This window comes from Micromonospora sp. C51, from assembly GCF_018070435.1.
Lineage (GTDB): Bacteria > Actinomycetota > Actinomycetes > Mycobacteriales > Micromonosporaceae > Micromonospora > Micromonospora sediminimaris.
Map to the genome: position 1 here is coordinate 1 of NZ_JAGPXQ010000024.1, position 14,393 is coordinate 14,393.

General features: G+C 73.0%; 12 protein-coding genes. 8 read left to right on the forward strand and 4 right to left on the reverse strand.

From position 1 onward, the window contains the following. Window positions 1-522 precede the first annotated feature (522 nt). Window positions 523-1,815 (reverse strand): tyrosine--tRNA ligase, encoded by a 1,293-nt coding sequence (tyrS, locus tag KBX50_RS21560; protein ID WP_374224691.1) that lies wholly within the window; start codon window positions 1,813-1,815, stop codon window positions 523-525. A 107-nt stretch (window positions 1,816-1,922) separates the two neighbouring features. Between tyrS and KBX50_RS21565 the strand changes: the two genes are divergently transcribed. The 4 genes from KBX50_RS21565 (at window position 1,923) to KBX50_RS21580 (ending at window position 4,441) form a co-directional block, all read left to right on the forward strand. Further along, entirely contained in the window at window positions 1,923-2,303 is a 381-nt protein-coding gene (locus KBX50_RS21565; RefSeq protein WP_170863436.1) for a PaaI family thioesterase, read from the forward strand. A gap of 218 nt (window positions 2,304-2,521) precedes the next feature. After that, window positions 2,522-3,748 carry an NRAMP family divalent metal transporter gene (locus KBX50_RS21570; protein ID WP_210939244.1) on the forward strand — a complete coding sequence of 409 codons (1,227 nt, stop codon included), beginning with the start codon at window positions 2,522-2,524 and terminating at the stop codon, window positions 3,746-3,748. After that, entirely contained in the window at window positions 3,745-4,125 is a 381-nt protein-coding gene (locus KBX50_RS21575) for a hypothetical protein (RefSeq protein ID WP_210939245.1), read from the forward strand. The genes KBX50_RS21570 and KBX50_RS21575 overlap by 4 nt, the downstream gene beginning before the upstream one ends. Continuing rightward, window positions 4,112-4,441, forward strand: coding sequence for a PRC-barrel domain-containing protein (locus tag KBX50_RS21580; RefSeq protein WP_210939246.1), 330 nt, complete (start codon window positions 4,112-4,114; stop codon window positions 4,439-4,441). Before KBX50_RS21575 ends, KBX50_RS21580 begins: the two co-directional genes overlap by 14 nt. A 56-nt stretch (window positions 4,442-4,497) precedes the next feature. On the opposite strand, the gene KBX50_RS21585 is transcribed toward KBX50_RS21580, so the two are convergent. The 3 genes from KBX50_RS21585 to KBX50_RS21595 all read right to left on the reverse strand — a co-directional run bounded on the left by KBX50_RS21585 (window position 4,498) and on the right by KBX50_RS21595 (window position 7,275). Beyond that, the gene (locus KBX50_RS21585) at window positions 4,498-5,931 is read right to left on the reverse strand and encodes a hemolysin family protein (RefSeq protein ID WP_210939247.1); all 1,434 of its coding nucleotides are present in this window, start codon (window positions 5,929-5,931) and stop codon (window positions 4,498-4,500) included. A gap of 158 nt (window positions 5,932-6,089) precedes the next feature. Beyond that, window positions 6,090-6,725 carry a hypothetical protein gene (locus tag KBX50_RS21590; protein ID WP_210939248.1) on the reverse strand — a complete coding sequence of 212 codons (636 nt, stop codon included), beginning with the start codon at window positions 6,723-6,725 and terminating at the stop codon, window positions 6,090-6,092. Window positions 6,726-6,774: 49 nt separating this feature from the next. Then, on the reverse strand, window positions 6,775-7,275 hold the full coding sequence (locus KBX50_RS21595; protein WP_210939250.1) for a GNAT family N-acetyltransferase: 501 nt from the start codon (window positions 7,273-7,275) through the stop codon (window positions 6,775-6,777). 129 nt (window positions 7,276-7,404) lie between these two features. Here KBX50_RS21595 and ppdK point away from each other — a divergent pair, with 129 nt between their 5' ends. The 4 genes from ppdK to KBX50_RS21615 all read left to right on the forward strand — a co-directional run bounded on the left by ppdK (window position 7,405) and on the right by KBX50_RS21615 (window position 14,361). After that, window positions 7,405-10,065 (forward strand): pyruvate, phosphate dikinase, encoded by a 2,661-nt coding sequence (gene ppdK, locus KBX50_RS21600; RefSeq protein WP_210939252.1) that lies wholly within the window; start codon window positions 7,405-7,407, stop codon window positions 10,063-10,065. 12 nt (window positions 10,066-10,077) lie between these two features. Next, a complete protein-coding gene (locus KBX50_RS21605; protein WP_210939254.1) occupies window positions 10,078-10,518 on the forward strand; it encodes a hypothetical protein in 441 nt (146 codons plus the stop codon). 307 nt (window positions 10,519-10,825) lie between these two features. Continuing rightward, window positions 10,826-13,465, forward strand: coding sequence for a cation-transporting P-type ATPase (locus KBX50_RS21610; RefSeq protein WP_307871032.1), 2,640 nt, complete (start codon window positions 10,826-10,828; stop codon window positions 13,463-13,465). Next, the gene (locus KBX50_RS21615) at window positions 13,465-14,361 is read left to right on the forward strand and encodes a universal stress protein (RefSeq protein WP_210939258.1); all 897 of its coding nucleotides are present in this window, start codon (window positions 13,465-13,467) and stop codon (window positions 14,359-14,361) included. Before KBX50_RS21610 ends, KBX50_RS21615 begins: the two co-directional genes overlap by 1 nt. Window positions 14,362-14,393: the final 32 nt, after the last annotated feature.

A 14,393-nucleotide genomic window follows, 5' to 3' on the forward strand; every position in this document is an offset into this window, starting at 1 on the left:
GCATATCAAGCACCCTGTTGAGTTCTCAAAGAACAACCACACACCATCCGAAACCCACACCGTGGATCCCATCCGGGGCAACCATCCCACCCACCGCTCCCGCGCCGGGCACTTTTACTACGTTACCCGGTGGTTTCTGCCGTGTCAAACCGGCTCACACCGCTTTGTCACGCTTCAACCCATTTCTCCGGGCACCACGATCAAGCCGGCTTCCGCCGATTCGATCGTGGTTTGGCAGGCCAGCCGCTGCGGTCTCCCGCTAGCGCGCCTGGGGCCCTGCCGGTCGTCAACCATACCCGGTCGGTTTCGCCCCGCCAAATCCGCCTCCCGACGAATCTGGGGCACCGCCCGGCTCCGACATGGTGGACTCAGCCACCCGGTCCGAAAGGTCTACCTGCGCTCCGGCCTTGGGCTTTCACCCTGTTTCGTCCGTTCCGCGCTGGCAGAGAGAAAGTTACGCGCCCGGTGGATTGATCGTCAAATCCGCCGGGCGCGTCCCGCGTCACATCTGCCGGTTGGTGGTCAGGGGCCGACCTCCACCCCGGCGAAGGACCGCTTCCCCCGACGCAGCACGAGGTACCTGCCGTGCAGCAGCTCCGCCGGAGAGACCACAGCGTCCGCCGCGACGACGCGGACGTTGTTCACGTAGGCACCGCCCTCGGCGATCACCCGCCGGGCTTCCTTCATGCTGGGCACCAGGCCGGACTCCTTGAACAGTGCGGCCACCTCGGGAAGGTCGTCGAGGCGTACCAGCCCGGCCTCGGTGAGCGCGGCGCGCAGCGTCACCGCGGACAGGTCGTCCAGCGATCCCCGGCCGAACAGGGCCTGACTGGCGGCGACCACCTGAGCCATTTCCCGCTCACCGTGCACCAGGGTGGTCAGTTCCTCGGCGAGGGCACGCTGCGCGGCCCGGGACGCCGGCCGCTCCGCGGTCTCCTTCTCCAGCTCCTCCAGTTCCTCCCGGCTGCGGAAGCTGAAGTAGCGCAGGTAACGACCCACGTCCCGATCGTCGACGTTGATCCAGAACTGGTAGAAGGCGTACGGGCTGGTCATCTCGGGATCGAGCCAGATCGCGCCGCCCTCGGTCTTGCCGAACTTCGAGCCGTCCGACTTGGTCACCAGCGGGGTGGTGAACGCCTGGACCGGCCCGAGCCCGCGTCGCCGGACGTAGTCGACACCGGCGGTGATGTTGCCCCACTGGTCGGAGCCACCGAACTGGAGCTGGCAGCCGTGCCGCCGGTGCAGCTCGAAGAAGTCGTTGGCCTGGAGCAGCTGGTAACTGAACTCGGTGAAGCTGATGCCGCTCTCCAGCCGGGCCCGGACCACCTCGCGAGCCAGCATCCGGTTGACCGGGAAGTGCTTGCCCACGTCACGCAGGAACTCCACCACCGACATCTCGCCGGTCCACTCCAGGTTGTTGACCAGGCGGGCGGCGTGGTCCCCAGTGTACGACACGAAGGGCGCGAGCTGGTCACGGATCCGCTGCACCCAGCTCGCCACGACCTCGGGCGGATTGAGGGTCCGTTCCGCGCTCTCCTTCGGATCGCCGATCTGCCCGGTGGCGCCCCCGACCAGCAGCAGTGGCCGGTGCCCGGCGAGTTGGAGACGACGAGCGGTGGTGACCTGCATCAGGTGGCCGACGTGCAGGCTCGGCGCGGTCGGGTCGAAGCCCACGTAGAAGGCGGCTCCCGGGCCGTCGAGCAACGCGCGCAGCTCGTCCGGGTCGGTGGAGTCCTGGAGCAGACCCCGCCAGCGCAGGTCATCGGTCAGGGAATCCCGCCGGACCGGCGGGAGGGTGCTGTCGGTCACGGTCACCGATTGTCCCCCATCAGCCCGGTCCGGCCCTACCGGGTTCCGGCGGAAGGCACCGGCACTAGGCTGGCGAGTCCAAGATCGTGGAGGTGGCCGTGGACGTGTCGACGATGTCGGGTGGCTTCTTCGCCCTGCTCGGGCTGGAGTTGGACGAGATCAGCGGGGACCGGGTCACGATCCGCTGGCGGGTCCGTCCGGAGCTGCACCAGCCGTACGGGATCCTGCACGGCGGGGTCCACTGCTCGGTGGTGGAGACGGCGGCGAGTCTGGGTGCCGGTGTCTGGCTGGGTGAGCGCGGGCGGGTGGTCGGGGTGTCCAACCAGACCGACTTCCTGCGGGCCGTGGACGAGGGTGAGCTGGTTGCCGTCGGCACCCCGGTGCACCGGGGGCGGAGCCAACAGCTGTGGCAGGTCGAGATCACGGACGCGGACGGGCGGCTGGTCGCCCGCGGCCAGGTCCGCCTGCAGAACCTCTACCCGACCGCCGACTGACAGAAGCCGGGACTCACTGGCCGGAGCCGGGACCGACACGGGCGGCCGGCTGACAGGGCTCGCCGAGCGGGCAGAACACCGTCGGCCCGGGAACTGGGCGCAGCCCGACCGCCTTTCATCGTCGCCGCCACGCCTGGGCAGCGCTGAAGGCGGTTTCGGGTAGATGGCGTCTTTCGCGGCGTTATCGTCGCGTCGATGACCGAGCCCGCACCGCCGACGTGAGGAAGCTCCTCGCCGCCACGCTCGGCATCCTGTCCGCGGTCGGTGGCTTCGTCGACATCGGCGACCTGGTTGCCGCCGGCCAGGCCGGTGCCCGCTTCGGCATGGCGCACGCCTGGGTGCTGCTGCTCGGGGTCGTCGCCATCTGCGCGTACGCGGAAATGGCCGGACGGATCGCGGCGGTGACCGGCCGGGCGGTGTTCGACCTGGTCCGGGAACGGCTCGGCGCCCGGATGGCACTGCTCAACCTGGTGGCGTCGTACCTGGTCACGGTGATCACCCTGGCCGCCGAGCTGGGCGGGGTGGCGCTGGCGTTGCGACTGGCCACCGGCGTGCCGTACCTGCTCTGGGTGCCTGTCGCCGGGTTCGCGGTCTGGTTGGTGCTGTGGCGCATGCGGTTCCCGGTGATGGAACGGGTCTTCGGGCTGGCCGGGCTCGCGTTGGTGGTGTTCGCCGTCGCCCTGTTCTGGCTGCCGACCGACTGGGCGGCGCTCGGGCGCAGCGCGGTGGCACCCGACGACGCGGGTCAGGGTTGGGGGGCGTACTGGTTCGTCGCGGTGGCGTTGTTCGCCTCGACGGTGAGCCCGTACGAGGTCTTCTTCTTCTCCTCCGGCGGGGTCGAGGAACGCTGGAGCGCCGACGACCTGGCCGATGCCCGCTTCAGCGTGCTGGTCGGCTTCCCGATTGGCGGCTTCCTCGCCCTGTCGCTGATCGCCACGGCGGCGGTGGTGCTGCGCCCCGCCGGCCTGTCGGTGGACAGCCTCGACCAGGTCGCGCATCCGGTGGTGCTGGCCTTCGGCGCGGCCGGCCTGGCGGTGGCGGCACTGGCGTTCTTCGCGGTCACCTTCGGCGCCGCGCTGGAGACCGGACTGTCCGCTGCGTACGCCGCCGCGCAGTACTTCGGCTGGCAGTGGGGCAAACGGGTCAGCCCGCGCGAGGCGGCCCGATTCCACACGGTGCTGCTGGTCAGCGTGCTGCTGGGCGTGCTCCTGCTGCTCACCACGGTCGACCCGGTGACGCTCACCGAATACATGCTGATCATCAGTGCGGTGGCGTTGCCGCTGACCTACCTGCCGATCCTGGTGGTCGCCAACGACCGCACCTACCTGGGCGACCGGGTCAACGGCCGGGCACTCAATCTGCTGGGCGCGGTGCTGCTGCTGGTCATCCTCGCCGCCTCGATCGTCGCCGTACCGCTGGCGATCGGTACGAGGATGGGCCAGTGAGAATCCAGGTCAGCCAGGAACTGCTCGATCGTCAACTCGTCGACCGGGACGGGCGACTGGTCGGCAAGGTCGACGACGTGGAGTTCGGGCTCGGCGCGGACGGGGTGCCGTACCTGCGGTCGTTGCTCACCGGCCCGGGTGCGCTCGGGCAGCGGGTCGGCGGTCGGCTGGGCCGGATGCTGGTGCTGACCGCCGAACGATTCGTCACGGACCGGCCGCTTGCGCCACTGCGCATCCCGTACGCCCTGGTCACGCGGGTGGACAGTGCGGTCTGGCTGCGGGTGCGGGCCGACGAGCTGCCCACCTCGCCGGTGGAGGAGTGGTTGCGCCGACACCTGATCGATCGGATCCCGGGGGCCGGCCGTGCGAGCGGGTGAGCTGCTGGGCCGGACCGCGTACGACCATCAGGGCCGCCGTCTGGGTCGGGTGGTGGACCTCGTGCTGCGCGGCCCCGCTGACGGCCCGCTACGGCTGACCGACCTGGTGGTCACCCGGCACTGGTACGGCCGGTTGAGTGGGCGGCTGATCGGTCCGCAGCGGCATCCGTCGGGCCCCTGGGCGATCCGGGCGCTGGCCCGGCTGCTCGGTCGGAGCACCTGGCAGGTGCCGATGGATCGGGTGCGGTTGGACCCGCCGCTACCCGGCCCACCCGGGCCGGACGGGCCGGACGGCGCTGACTCGAAGCGTGCCTGAGCAGGCCGTGCCGCCCCGGACGACGCCACCACGGGCGAGCCAGGCGCGCAACCCGCTCAGCGCCGGGTGCCGTCCAGCACCGAAGAGCCGTCGGTCGGCGTACCCGACCTGTCGTCCGGCTGCGACTCGGGCGCGTCGGAGATGGCAGGCGGAGCTGTCTCGGCCGCGCCGGCGGCCGCGGGCGTCGCTGTCTCGGGGGCGTCCGGGTCCTCGGGTGCCGCCGTCGCGCGGTACAACCGGATGCCGGAGACCGCCCGGTCGTCGGCGAGCGTCACCTCCAGCCGCCAGGCGTCGACGGTGAGATGCTCCCCGGCTCGGGGAATCCGACCGAGACCGGCCAGGAGCAGCCCGGCCACGGTGGTGTAGTCGCCGTCCGGACGCCCGGGCAGCTCCACGCCGATGTCGGGCAGATCGTGGACGGGAAACGTGCCCGGCAGCAGCAGCGCCCCGTCGTCGTCGGTGCGTACCGCACCGACGTCCCGGTCGGTCTCGTCGTAGATCTCTCCGACGATCTCCTCGAGGATGTCCTCCAGGGTGACGATGCCCTCGACGGCACCGCGTTCGTCGACGACCAGGGCCATGTGCTGGCGCTCCGCCTTGAACCGGCGCAGCGCGTCGACCACCGGTACCGAGTCCGGCAGCAGCAGCGGCGGGCGGGCGTACTCGTCGACCGGCTGATCGTCACCGACGCCGACCAGATCCCGCAGGTGGATGACGCCCACCGAATCGTCGAGGCCGCCGTGGCGTACCACCGGCGCGCGGGAGTGCCCGGAGGCGGCCAGCACGAGTCGGGCGGCCTCTGCCGTGGTGCCGCTGTCCAGGCAGAAGACCTGCAACCTCGGCACCAGCACCGCCCGCAGCCGCCGCTCGGCGATCTCCACCGCGCCGGCGATGATGGTCTGCTGCTCCTTGGTGAAGCCGTGATGACCGGACACGATCTCCCGCAGCTCGTCCGGGCTGATCTCGTCCCGCTCGGGTTTCGGGTCCAGGCCGAACAGCCGTACCACCAGGTCGCTGGTGGCGCCGAGCACCCAGACGACCGGCCGGGTGAGGGCCGCGAGCAGGTCGAGCGGGCGGGCGACGAGCAGCGCCCACCGCTCCGGGACCTGCATGGCGATCCGTTTCGGGGCCAGCTCACCGAAGACCAGGGTGACGAAGGTCAGCACCAACGTGACCAGTACCACGGACACCGGGCCGGCGGCCCGGCCGACGACACCCTCCAACAGCGGAACCAGCGGTCGGGCCAGCGACACCGCGGCGGCGGCCGAGGCGAGAAAGCCGGCCAGCGTGATGCCGATCTGGATGGTGGCCAGAAACCGGTTGGGGTCGCGGGCCAGCCGGGCCAGTACCCGGCCCGTGCGCCCGGTGCGCTCCAGCCGTTGAACCTGGCTGTCGCGCAGCGACACCAGCGCCAGCTCGCTGCCGGCGAAGATCGCGTTCACCACGATCAGGACTGCGACCAGGGCCAGCTGGCTCCAGTAGCTCTGCACGCCTGGTTCTCCCTCGCTGGACCGCGCCCCGCGGCGCCGCCGGTGGTGGCCCCGCCGACGTAGCGGTGCCTATGCCCACTCGCCCCGGCGGTGAATCATCGCCCCGGCCGGGGCGGTGGATCAACGTTCGGCCAGGGCGGTCGGACCCGTCGGCCCGCTCAGCCCGGTGGCAGCACCGGTGCCGGCAGGTCCAGGATGTACGACTCCCCCGCACGGCGGAACCCGAGGCGGTGGTAGTACGGGGCGATCATGCCCGGCGGGCTCACCACCTGGTGGAACCCACGGTCGGTGAAGAGGCTGCTGCGCCGGTAGACGAACTCGCCGGGGGTGAAGTCACGAAACGGCGGGGTGACGTAGTCCAGGTCGACCTGGGCCACCCCGTCGCCGGCGTCGCGTACCAGCACCACACCGACGACCTCGTCGGCGCGTACGACGAGGAAGGCCGCACGGCCGGCCAGCCGGTCCGGGTGGAAGCCCGGGTTGAACCGGGCGATGTCGGCGGCGTGCACCCGCAGCGTGTGGGCCAGGAACGCGTCGTCGGCCCCCACCTCGACGACCTGGTAGGTCTGCTCGTCGTGGCGGGTGGTGAGCAGCCGCCGCAGATACCAGATGTTGATCACGGCCAGCACCACGTTCAGCCCGACCATGGGCCACACCCGGATCGTGGCGTTGTAGCCGATCAGGACGGCACAGCCGACCAGGTTCAGGGCGCGCAGCCGCAGGATGCGCGTCTGCAGCAGCGACCAGACCAGCAACGCGGAGCCGGCCCAGCCGACCAGTTCCAGCCAGTTCACCCCGCGAGGGTAGTCGCCGCCCTGGTCAGCCCCGGTGTCAGGGGGCGGATCACGCCGGGTCGGTGCCGGGTGACGGCGGCAGCTCCAGGACGTACTCGTCGATCTCGTGGCCGCGTCCCGGTGCGTACGCCCGGTCGGTGCCGCGCACGACGAAGCCGCAGCGGCGAAGCACCGTCAGCGACGCGGCGTTGTCGGTGGCCGTCCGCGCGAACAGCGGCCGGCGGGTGACCTCCCGCAGCAGCGTGGCCAGGGCACGGGTGGCGTACCCACGGCCCCAGTGCGGCCGGTCGATCCAGTAGCTGACCTCGAACGCGTCGTCGACGGGGAAGGCCAGCACGTGACCGACCACCGTGTCGTCGACGGTCACCGTGCGGGCCAGGTTCTCCGGGCCGGTGAGGATGCGGACCCAGTGCGCGGCGAACGCCCGCCGGTCCGTCGGGTCCTCGGCGCCGAAGGCGGCCATCCGGTTGGCCTCCGGGTCGAGCTGGTGGACGAAGAACTCCACCAGGTCGTCCTCGCGTACCGGGCGGAGCCGCAGGTCATCGGTCACCGGCCGACCATACGCGGCCCGGTTGAGGACCAGCGACCCTGTTCGGATCGGCTTTCGGCCCTGCCCCCACCAGCGGCGGCGTTGCTACCAACGAGGCAGAGGCATCGACGGCGAAGTGGAGGCCGGGTCATGACCAGGTACGTGTACGACTTCATCGAGGGCGGTCGAGGCATGGCGGACCTGCTCGGCGGCAAGGGCGCCAACCTCGCCGAGATGACCCGGCTCGGGTTGCCGGTGCCGCCCGGCTTCACCGTCAGCACCGACGCGTGCCGGGCGTACCTCGTCGACCGGGCGGTGCCGGAAGGACTGTTCGACGAGGTGAACGCCCACCTGCGAGAGGTCGAGGGGCGGCTGGGCCGGCGGCTCGGCGACCCGGCTGAGCCGCTGCTGCTGGCCGTCCGTTCCGGCGGACGCTACTCGATGCCCGGGATGATGGAGACCATCCTGGACATCGGGCTCAACGATGCCACCGTGACCGGGCTGGCCCGGATCAGCGGCGACGAGCGGTTCGCCTGGGACTCGTACCGACGGTTGATTCAGATGTTCGGTCGGACGGTGCACGGTGTGCCGGCCGAGGAGTTCGACCGAGAACTGGACGCGTTGCGGGCCAGCGCCGGGCCGGACGGCCCGACGGCGGAGCAGTTGCGCGGGCTGGTCGAGACGTACAAGAAGGTGTTCGCCGACCGGGTCGGTCACGACTTCCCACAGGCCCCGCACGAGCAGCTGTACCTGGCGATCCGGGCGGTCTTCGAGTCGTGGAACGCCTCTCGGGCGGTGCTCTACCGACGCCGCGAACACATTCCCGACGACCTGGGCACCGCGGTCAACGTGATGGCGATGGTCTTCGGCAACCTGGGCCCGGACTCGGGTACCGGGGTGGCGTTCACCCGTGATCCGGCCACCGGCGCGCCCGGCGTGTACGGCGACTACCTGTCCGACGCCCAGGGCGAGGACGTGGTGGCCGGGGTCCGCAACACGGTGGGGCTGGACGAACTGTCCCGGCTCGACCCGGCCAGCTTCCGCCGGCTGACCGGGATCATGACGACGCTGGAGCGGCACTACCGGGACCTGTGCGACGTGGAGTTCACCATCGAGCGGGGCCGGTTGTGGATGTTGCAGACCCGGGTCGGCAAGCGCACCCCGGCGGCGGCGTTCGTGATCGCCGCGCAGCTGGCCGACGAGGGTCTGATCAGCTGGGACGAGGCGTTGACCCGGGTCAGCGGGGCACAGCTCGCCCAGCTGATGTTCCCCACCTTCGACCCGGAAGCCACGCCGGAGCCGGTGGCCACCGGCGTCGGCGCCTCGCCCGGAGCCGCCGCCGGCCGGGTGGTCTTCGACAACGCCGCCGCCACCGCGGCGGACGGGCCGGTGATCCTGGTCCGCCGGGAAACCAACCCGGACGACCTGCCCGGCATGATCGCCGCCGCCGGCATCCTCACCGCCCGGGGTGGCAAGACCTCGCACGCGGCGGTGGTCGCCCGGGGCATGGGACGCACCTGTGTGTGCGGGGCGGAGGCACTGGAGATCGACCCGGAACGGGGCGAGTTCCGCGTCGGCGACCGGACGGTGCGGGCCGGCGACCTCATCTCCATCGACGGCACCACCGGCCGGATCTACCTCGGCGAGGTGCCGGTGCGTCCGTCCCCGGTGACCCGCTACCTCGCCGGTGAGCTGGCGCCGCAGTCCGACCGGCTGGTCTCGGCGGTGGATCGGCTGCTGCGGCACGCCGACTCGGTGCGGCGGCTCGGCGTACGCGCCAACGCCGACACCCCCGACGACGCGTCGCGGGCGCGGAGGCTCGGCGCGGACGGCGTCGGGCTGTGCCGTACCGAGCACATGTTCCTGGGCCCCCGCCGGGCCCTGGTGGAGCGGTTGATCCTGGCCGACGGGCTGGATGAGATCCACGCCGCGCTGGCGGAGCTGCTGCCGTTGCAGCGGGAGGACTTCGTCGCGATCCTCGCGGCGATGGACGGCCGGCCGGTGACCATCCGGCTGCTCGACCCGCCGCTGCACGAGTTCCTCCCCCCGCTGCCCGAGCTGGCCGCGCGGGTGGCCCGGGCGGAGGCGCTCGGGCAGGACCCGGGCCGCGACGCGGTGCTGCTGGCCGCCGTCCGCCGGATGCAGGAGAGCAACCCGATGCTGGGCCTGCGCGGGGTCCGGTTGGGCCTGGTGGTCCCGGGCCTGTTCGCGATGCAGGTCCGGGCCGTGGCGGAGGCGGCGGCCCGGCGGGTGGCCGAGGGCGGCGACCCGCGTCCGGAAATCATGGTGCCGCTGGTCGTCGACGTGCACGAGCTGGCCACGGTGCGGGCCGAGGTGGCCGACGTGCTGGCCACCGTGCCGGGGGCGCCGCCGATCCCGGTCGGCACGATGGTCGAGACGCCGCGGGCGGCACTGACCGCCGGGGCGATCGCGGGCGAGGCGGAGTTCTTCTCCCTCGGCACCAACGACCTGACCCAGACCACCTGGGCGTTCTCCCGCGACGACGGGGAGGGCTCGTTCCTCGGTGACTACCTGGAGCGGGGCATCGTCGAGGCGTCGCCGTTCGAGACCGTCGACGTCGCCGGGGTGGGCCGGCTGGTCCGCCTGGCGGTGACCGAGGGCCGGGCCGCGCGACCCGGGCTGACCGTGGGGGTCTGCGGCGAACACGGCGGTGACCCGGAGTCGGTGGAGTTCTTCGCCGACGCCGGACTCGACTACGTCTCCTGCTCGCCGTACCGGGTGCCGATCGCCCGGTTGGCCGCCGGTCGGGCCGCGGTGGCCCGCGACTGCGCCGGCTCCGACGCTCGATAGGAGGTACCCGAGATGACTGCGATCTTCAATGCCACCGGGTCGGTGCCGCTGGCCCAGCCCCGACCGGCTCCGGAAGCGGCACCGCAGCCGGCAGCACCGCTGTCGGTCGGGCCGGTGCTGGAGCTGCCCGGCACGCCGCCGGCGGCGCTGGTGCCGGTGACCCGCGACGGACGTCCGGTCGGCGTGTTCGTCGCGATCGGCGGGCGGGTGCGGTACCGGCCGCTGCCCGACCCGGATCGGCTGCTGGTCGCCACCGCCGGGGTGCTGGCCGTCGGGCTGGTCACCGCCGGGGTGACGGTGCTGGGTCGGCGCAGGCCACCCGCGGTCGCGCGGTTGACCATGGGCCCGGGCGGCTGGGTCAGCTTCCGAGGGGTACGCGCTCCGGCTCCCCGGGCTGCCCGTCCCTGGTGGGCCCGCCTGTTGCGGGCCCGCCGCCTGGTCGTCGAGCACTGAGCCGCAGCGTCGGGCGGAACACGGCGAGCACTTTCGATGCTGCTGCTGCCTCGGACCGGACGGAGGCAGCAGCAGCACGGATGCTGCTCGGATCATGACCGACGTCGGTCGGGCGGCAGTCGGTGCGGGCCCGACGGGCCAGCGGCGCGCGGGCATCACCGACTCCACGGTGGGACGGGCTGGCAGGGCCGTTGGTCCCGGGCAGCGCGGGCGGATCGCCCCTGCCGGGCGGTGCCGGTCCCAGCGAGGCTGGTGTCGAAGGGGCGTGCCGTCCGGGGTACGCCCGATGCACAGGGCGGAGCGGACGGTGGCCGGACAGGTCCAGGTCGCGGACGGTGACGTACGCACGGAGAGCATCGTCGCGGCGGCACCCGACACCGGGCTCGCTGGGACCGAGGCCGCCCGGCGGCTGCGGGTCGACGGACCGAACGCCGCCGCGACACCGCCCCGCCGGCACCTGGCTGCCCGGGTCGTGCATCAGCTCTCCGATCCCCTGGTCGCGCTGCTGCTCGCCGCCGCCGTGGTCACCACGGTGCTGCGGGACTACCCCGACACCGCGGTGATCCTGCTCGTGGTCGCCGTCAACACGGCGATCGGGGTGGTGCAGGAGGTACGCGCCGACCGAGCCATCGCCGCGCTCGATCAGCTCGCCGCACCGACCGCCCGGGTGGTCCGCGACGGTCGGGACGCGGTGCTGCCCGCCACCGAGCTGGTCCGGGGTGACCTGGTCCGGGTCGAATCCGGCGACGTGGTGCCGGCCGACCTGCTGCTGCACGACGCGAGCCGGCTGCACCTGGACGAGTCGGCGTTGACCGGCGAGTCGGTGCCGGTGTCCCGGGCGGCGGGCGAGGAGGCCAGCGCCGGCACGGTGGTGACGACCGGTCGGGCCGCCGGCACCGTGGTACGCACCGGCGCGGCCAGCGCCCTGGGCCGGATCGCCACCCTGGCGGCCACCACCCGGCCGGCGGCCACGCCGCTGCAACGCCGGCTCGCCTCGCTCGGCCGGATCCTCGGCCTCGCCGCCGTGGCGTTGTCCGGCCTGGTCTTCGCCATCGGTGTGCTCAGCGGTCGGCCCCTGGTGGACATGGCGGTCACCGCGGTGAGCCTGGTGGTGGCCGCGGTGCCGGAGTCGCTGCCGGCGGTGGTGACGCTGGCCCTGGCGCTGGGTGCCCGCCGGATGGCGGCGGCCCGGGCGATCCCCCGCCGGCTGCACGCGGTGGAGACGCTCGGCTCGGTCACCGTGATCGCCTCGGACAAGACCGGCACGCTGACCGAGGGGCGGATGGCCGTGCAGTCGGCGGTCACCGGCGACGGCGAGCGGTTCGGTGTCACCGGCAGCGGGTACGCCCCGCACGGCACCGTGCACCGGGACGGCGCGCCGGTGGCGGTGCCGGACGAGTTGCGCCGGCTGGCTCGGGCCGGGCTGCTCTGCAACGACGCGACCCTCGCCCCGCCGACCGAGGAGCGACCCCGCTGGGGCGCGGTGGGCGATCCGCTGGAGGCGGCCCTGGTGGCCTTCGCGGCCCGCTGCGGCCTGGATCCGGAGACCACCCGCAACGCCTGGCCCCGGGTCGCGGAGCACCCCTTCGACCAGCAGTTGCGCCGGATGACCACGGTGCACCGCTCCTGCGACCGTCGCTACCTGGTGGTGTGCAAGGGTGCCCCGGAGAACGTGCTCACCACGCCACTGCTCGACGCCGACGTCGACGAGTTGGCCGCCCTGACCGCCGCCGCGCACCGGCTGGCCGGTGACGGGCTGCGGGTGCTGGCGGTGGCCGCCGCCCTGGTGGACGCCCCACCGGCCGACCTCGCCCACCCCGAGGGACTGCGTCCGGTGGGTCTGGTCGCCGTCGGCGACCCGCTGCGTGCCGGAGCACCGGACATCGCCGACGGTTTCGCCGACGCCGGTGTGCGGCTCGTGCTGGTCACCGGGGACCACCCGGCGACCGCGGCGGCCATCGCCGGTCAGCTGGGCCTGTGGGCTGACGGCGACCCGGTGGTACGCGGCGACGACGGTGACCCCGCCGAGGCACCGGCGGCGGCGCGGGTGTTCGCGCGTACCCAGCCGGAGCAGAAGCTCGACATCATCGCCGGGTTGCAGTCCCGAGGGCATGTGGTGGCGATGACCGGCGACGGCGTCAACGACGCACCGGCGCTGCGCCGAGCCGACATCGGGGTGGCGATGGGCGGCGGCACCGAGGTGGCCCGGCAGGCGGCCGACCTGGTACTGGTCGACGACGACCTGTCCACCGTGGCCACCGCCATCGGCGAGGGCCGCAGGATCTACGACAACATCCGCCGGTTCCTGCGCTACGCCCTCTCCGGCGGAGTGGCCGAGATCGCGGTGATGCTGCTCGGGCCGCTGTTCGGCCTGCCCGTGCCGCTGCTGCCGGCCCAGATCCTCTGGATCAACCTGCTCACCCACGGGGTGCCCGGGGTTGCCCTGGGCGCCGAACCGGCCGAACCCGGCGCCCTGCGTCGGGTGCCCCGCTCACCGCAGGAGTCGGTGCTCGGCGCGGGGCTGGGCCGGCAGATCCTGGTCGGCGGCGCGCTGATCGCGGCGGTGACCCTGGGAGCCGGCGTGCTCGCCGCCCACTGGGACCGGCCGTGGCAGTCGGTGATCTTCATCGTTCTCGGCCTGGCCCAGCTCGGCGTGGCCCTGGCGGTCCGCGCGCCACGGCCGGGCGGACAGCGGCGGGGCAACCTGGCACTGCCGCTCGCGGTCGCCGCCTCCGCACTGCTCCAGGTGGCCGGAGTGCTGCTGCCGTCGCTGCGGGAGCTGCTCGGCACCGAGGTCCTCGGCGTCACCGAGCTGCTGGCCTGCGCTGCGGTCAGCGTCCTGCCCGGTCTGGTGCTGCGGCTGACTCGACGTACGCCGGACACCGATCTGTCCACCTTTCCGCCGTCAGTGAGCGAGGCTGACAGTGGAGTCGAGAAGGAGATGTGATGACCAGCAACACCGGCGCCCCCGTCGTGGTGGGCGTGGACGGTTCCGAGATCGCCCTGCACGCGGTGCGCGCCGCCGCGCGGGAGGCGGCGTACCGGCATCGTCCGCTGCGGATCGTGCACGCGTTCATCTGGCCGCTGATGGGGGTGCCGCTGGGCCCCGCTCCGGGTGCGCCGGCCGACGGCGGGCTGCGTCACCAGGCCGAACGGTGCCTGGCCGACGCCGTCGCCGAGGCCGGCAAGGTGGCCCCGGAGGTGGCGGTGACCGGTGAGGTGGTCGACGGAGCGGCGAGCACCGTCCTGCTCGCCGAGGCCCGGGACGCGGCGTTGGTCGTCCTCGGCAACCGGGGGCTGGGCGGCTTCGCCGGGCTGCTGCTCGGGTCGGTGGCCGTGCAGGTCAGCGCCCACGCGGACGGTCCGGTGCTGGTGGTTCGCGGCGAGTCGAGGGCGGATGGGCCGGTGGTGGTCGGCGTCGACGGTTCGGAGCTGTCCCGGGAGGCCGTCCGGTTCGCCTTCGAGGAGGCGGCGTGGCGCGGCACCGACCTGGTCGCGGTGCACGCCTGGCTCTATCCGACCCCGGCCGGTCCCGGTGACATCCTGCCCCTGGTCTACGACCTGGACGCTTTCCGGGACGAGGAGGAACGCCTCCTCGCCGAGGCGGTGGCCGGCTGGTCCGAGCGCTATCCGGAGGTGCCGGTGCGGCGGCGGTTGGTGCGCGGTTCCCCGGGGCGGGCGCTGGTGGAGGAGTCCCGCACCGCCCAACTGGTGGTGGTGGGCGCGCGCGGGCGCGGGGCGCTGGCCGGGCTGCTGCTCGGCTCGGTCAGCCACGCCGTGCTGCACCACGCCCACTCCCCGCTGGCGATCGTCCGGAGGCTGCGTACGGTCGAGGGGACCTGACCGGTGGTGTGTCGACGCGTCCCGGCGGCGGG

Coding starts and splice junctions, on each gene's coding strand:
- KBX50_RS21615 (WP_210939258.1), top strand. CDS start 13,465: ATGACCAGCAACACCGGCGCCCCCGTCGTGGTGGGCGTGGACGGTTCC.
- ppdK (WP_210939252.1), top strand. CDS start 7,405: ATGACCAGGTACGTGTACGACTTCATCGAGGGCGGTCGAGGCATGGCG.
- KBX50_RS21605 (WP_210939254.1), top strand. CDS start 10,078: ATGACTGCGATCTTCAATGCCACCGGGTCGGTGCCGCTGGCCCAGCCC.
- KBX50_RS21565 (WP_170863436.1), top strand. CDS start 1,923: ATGTCGGGTGGCTTCTTCGCCCTGCTCGGGCTGGAGTTGGACGAGATC.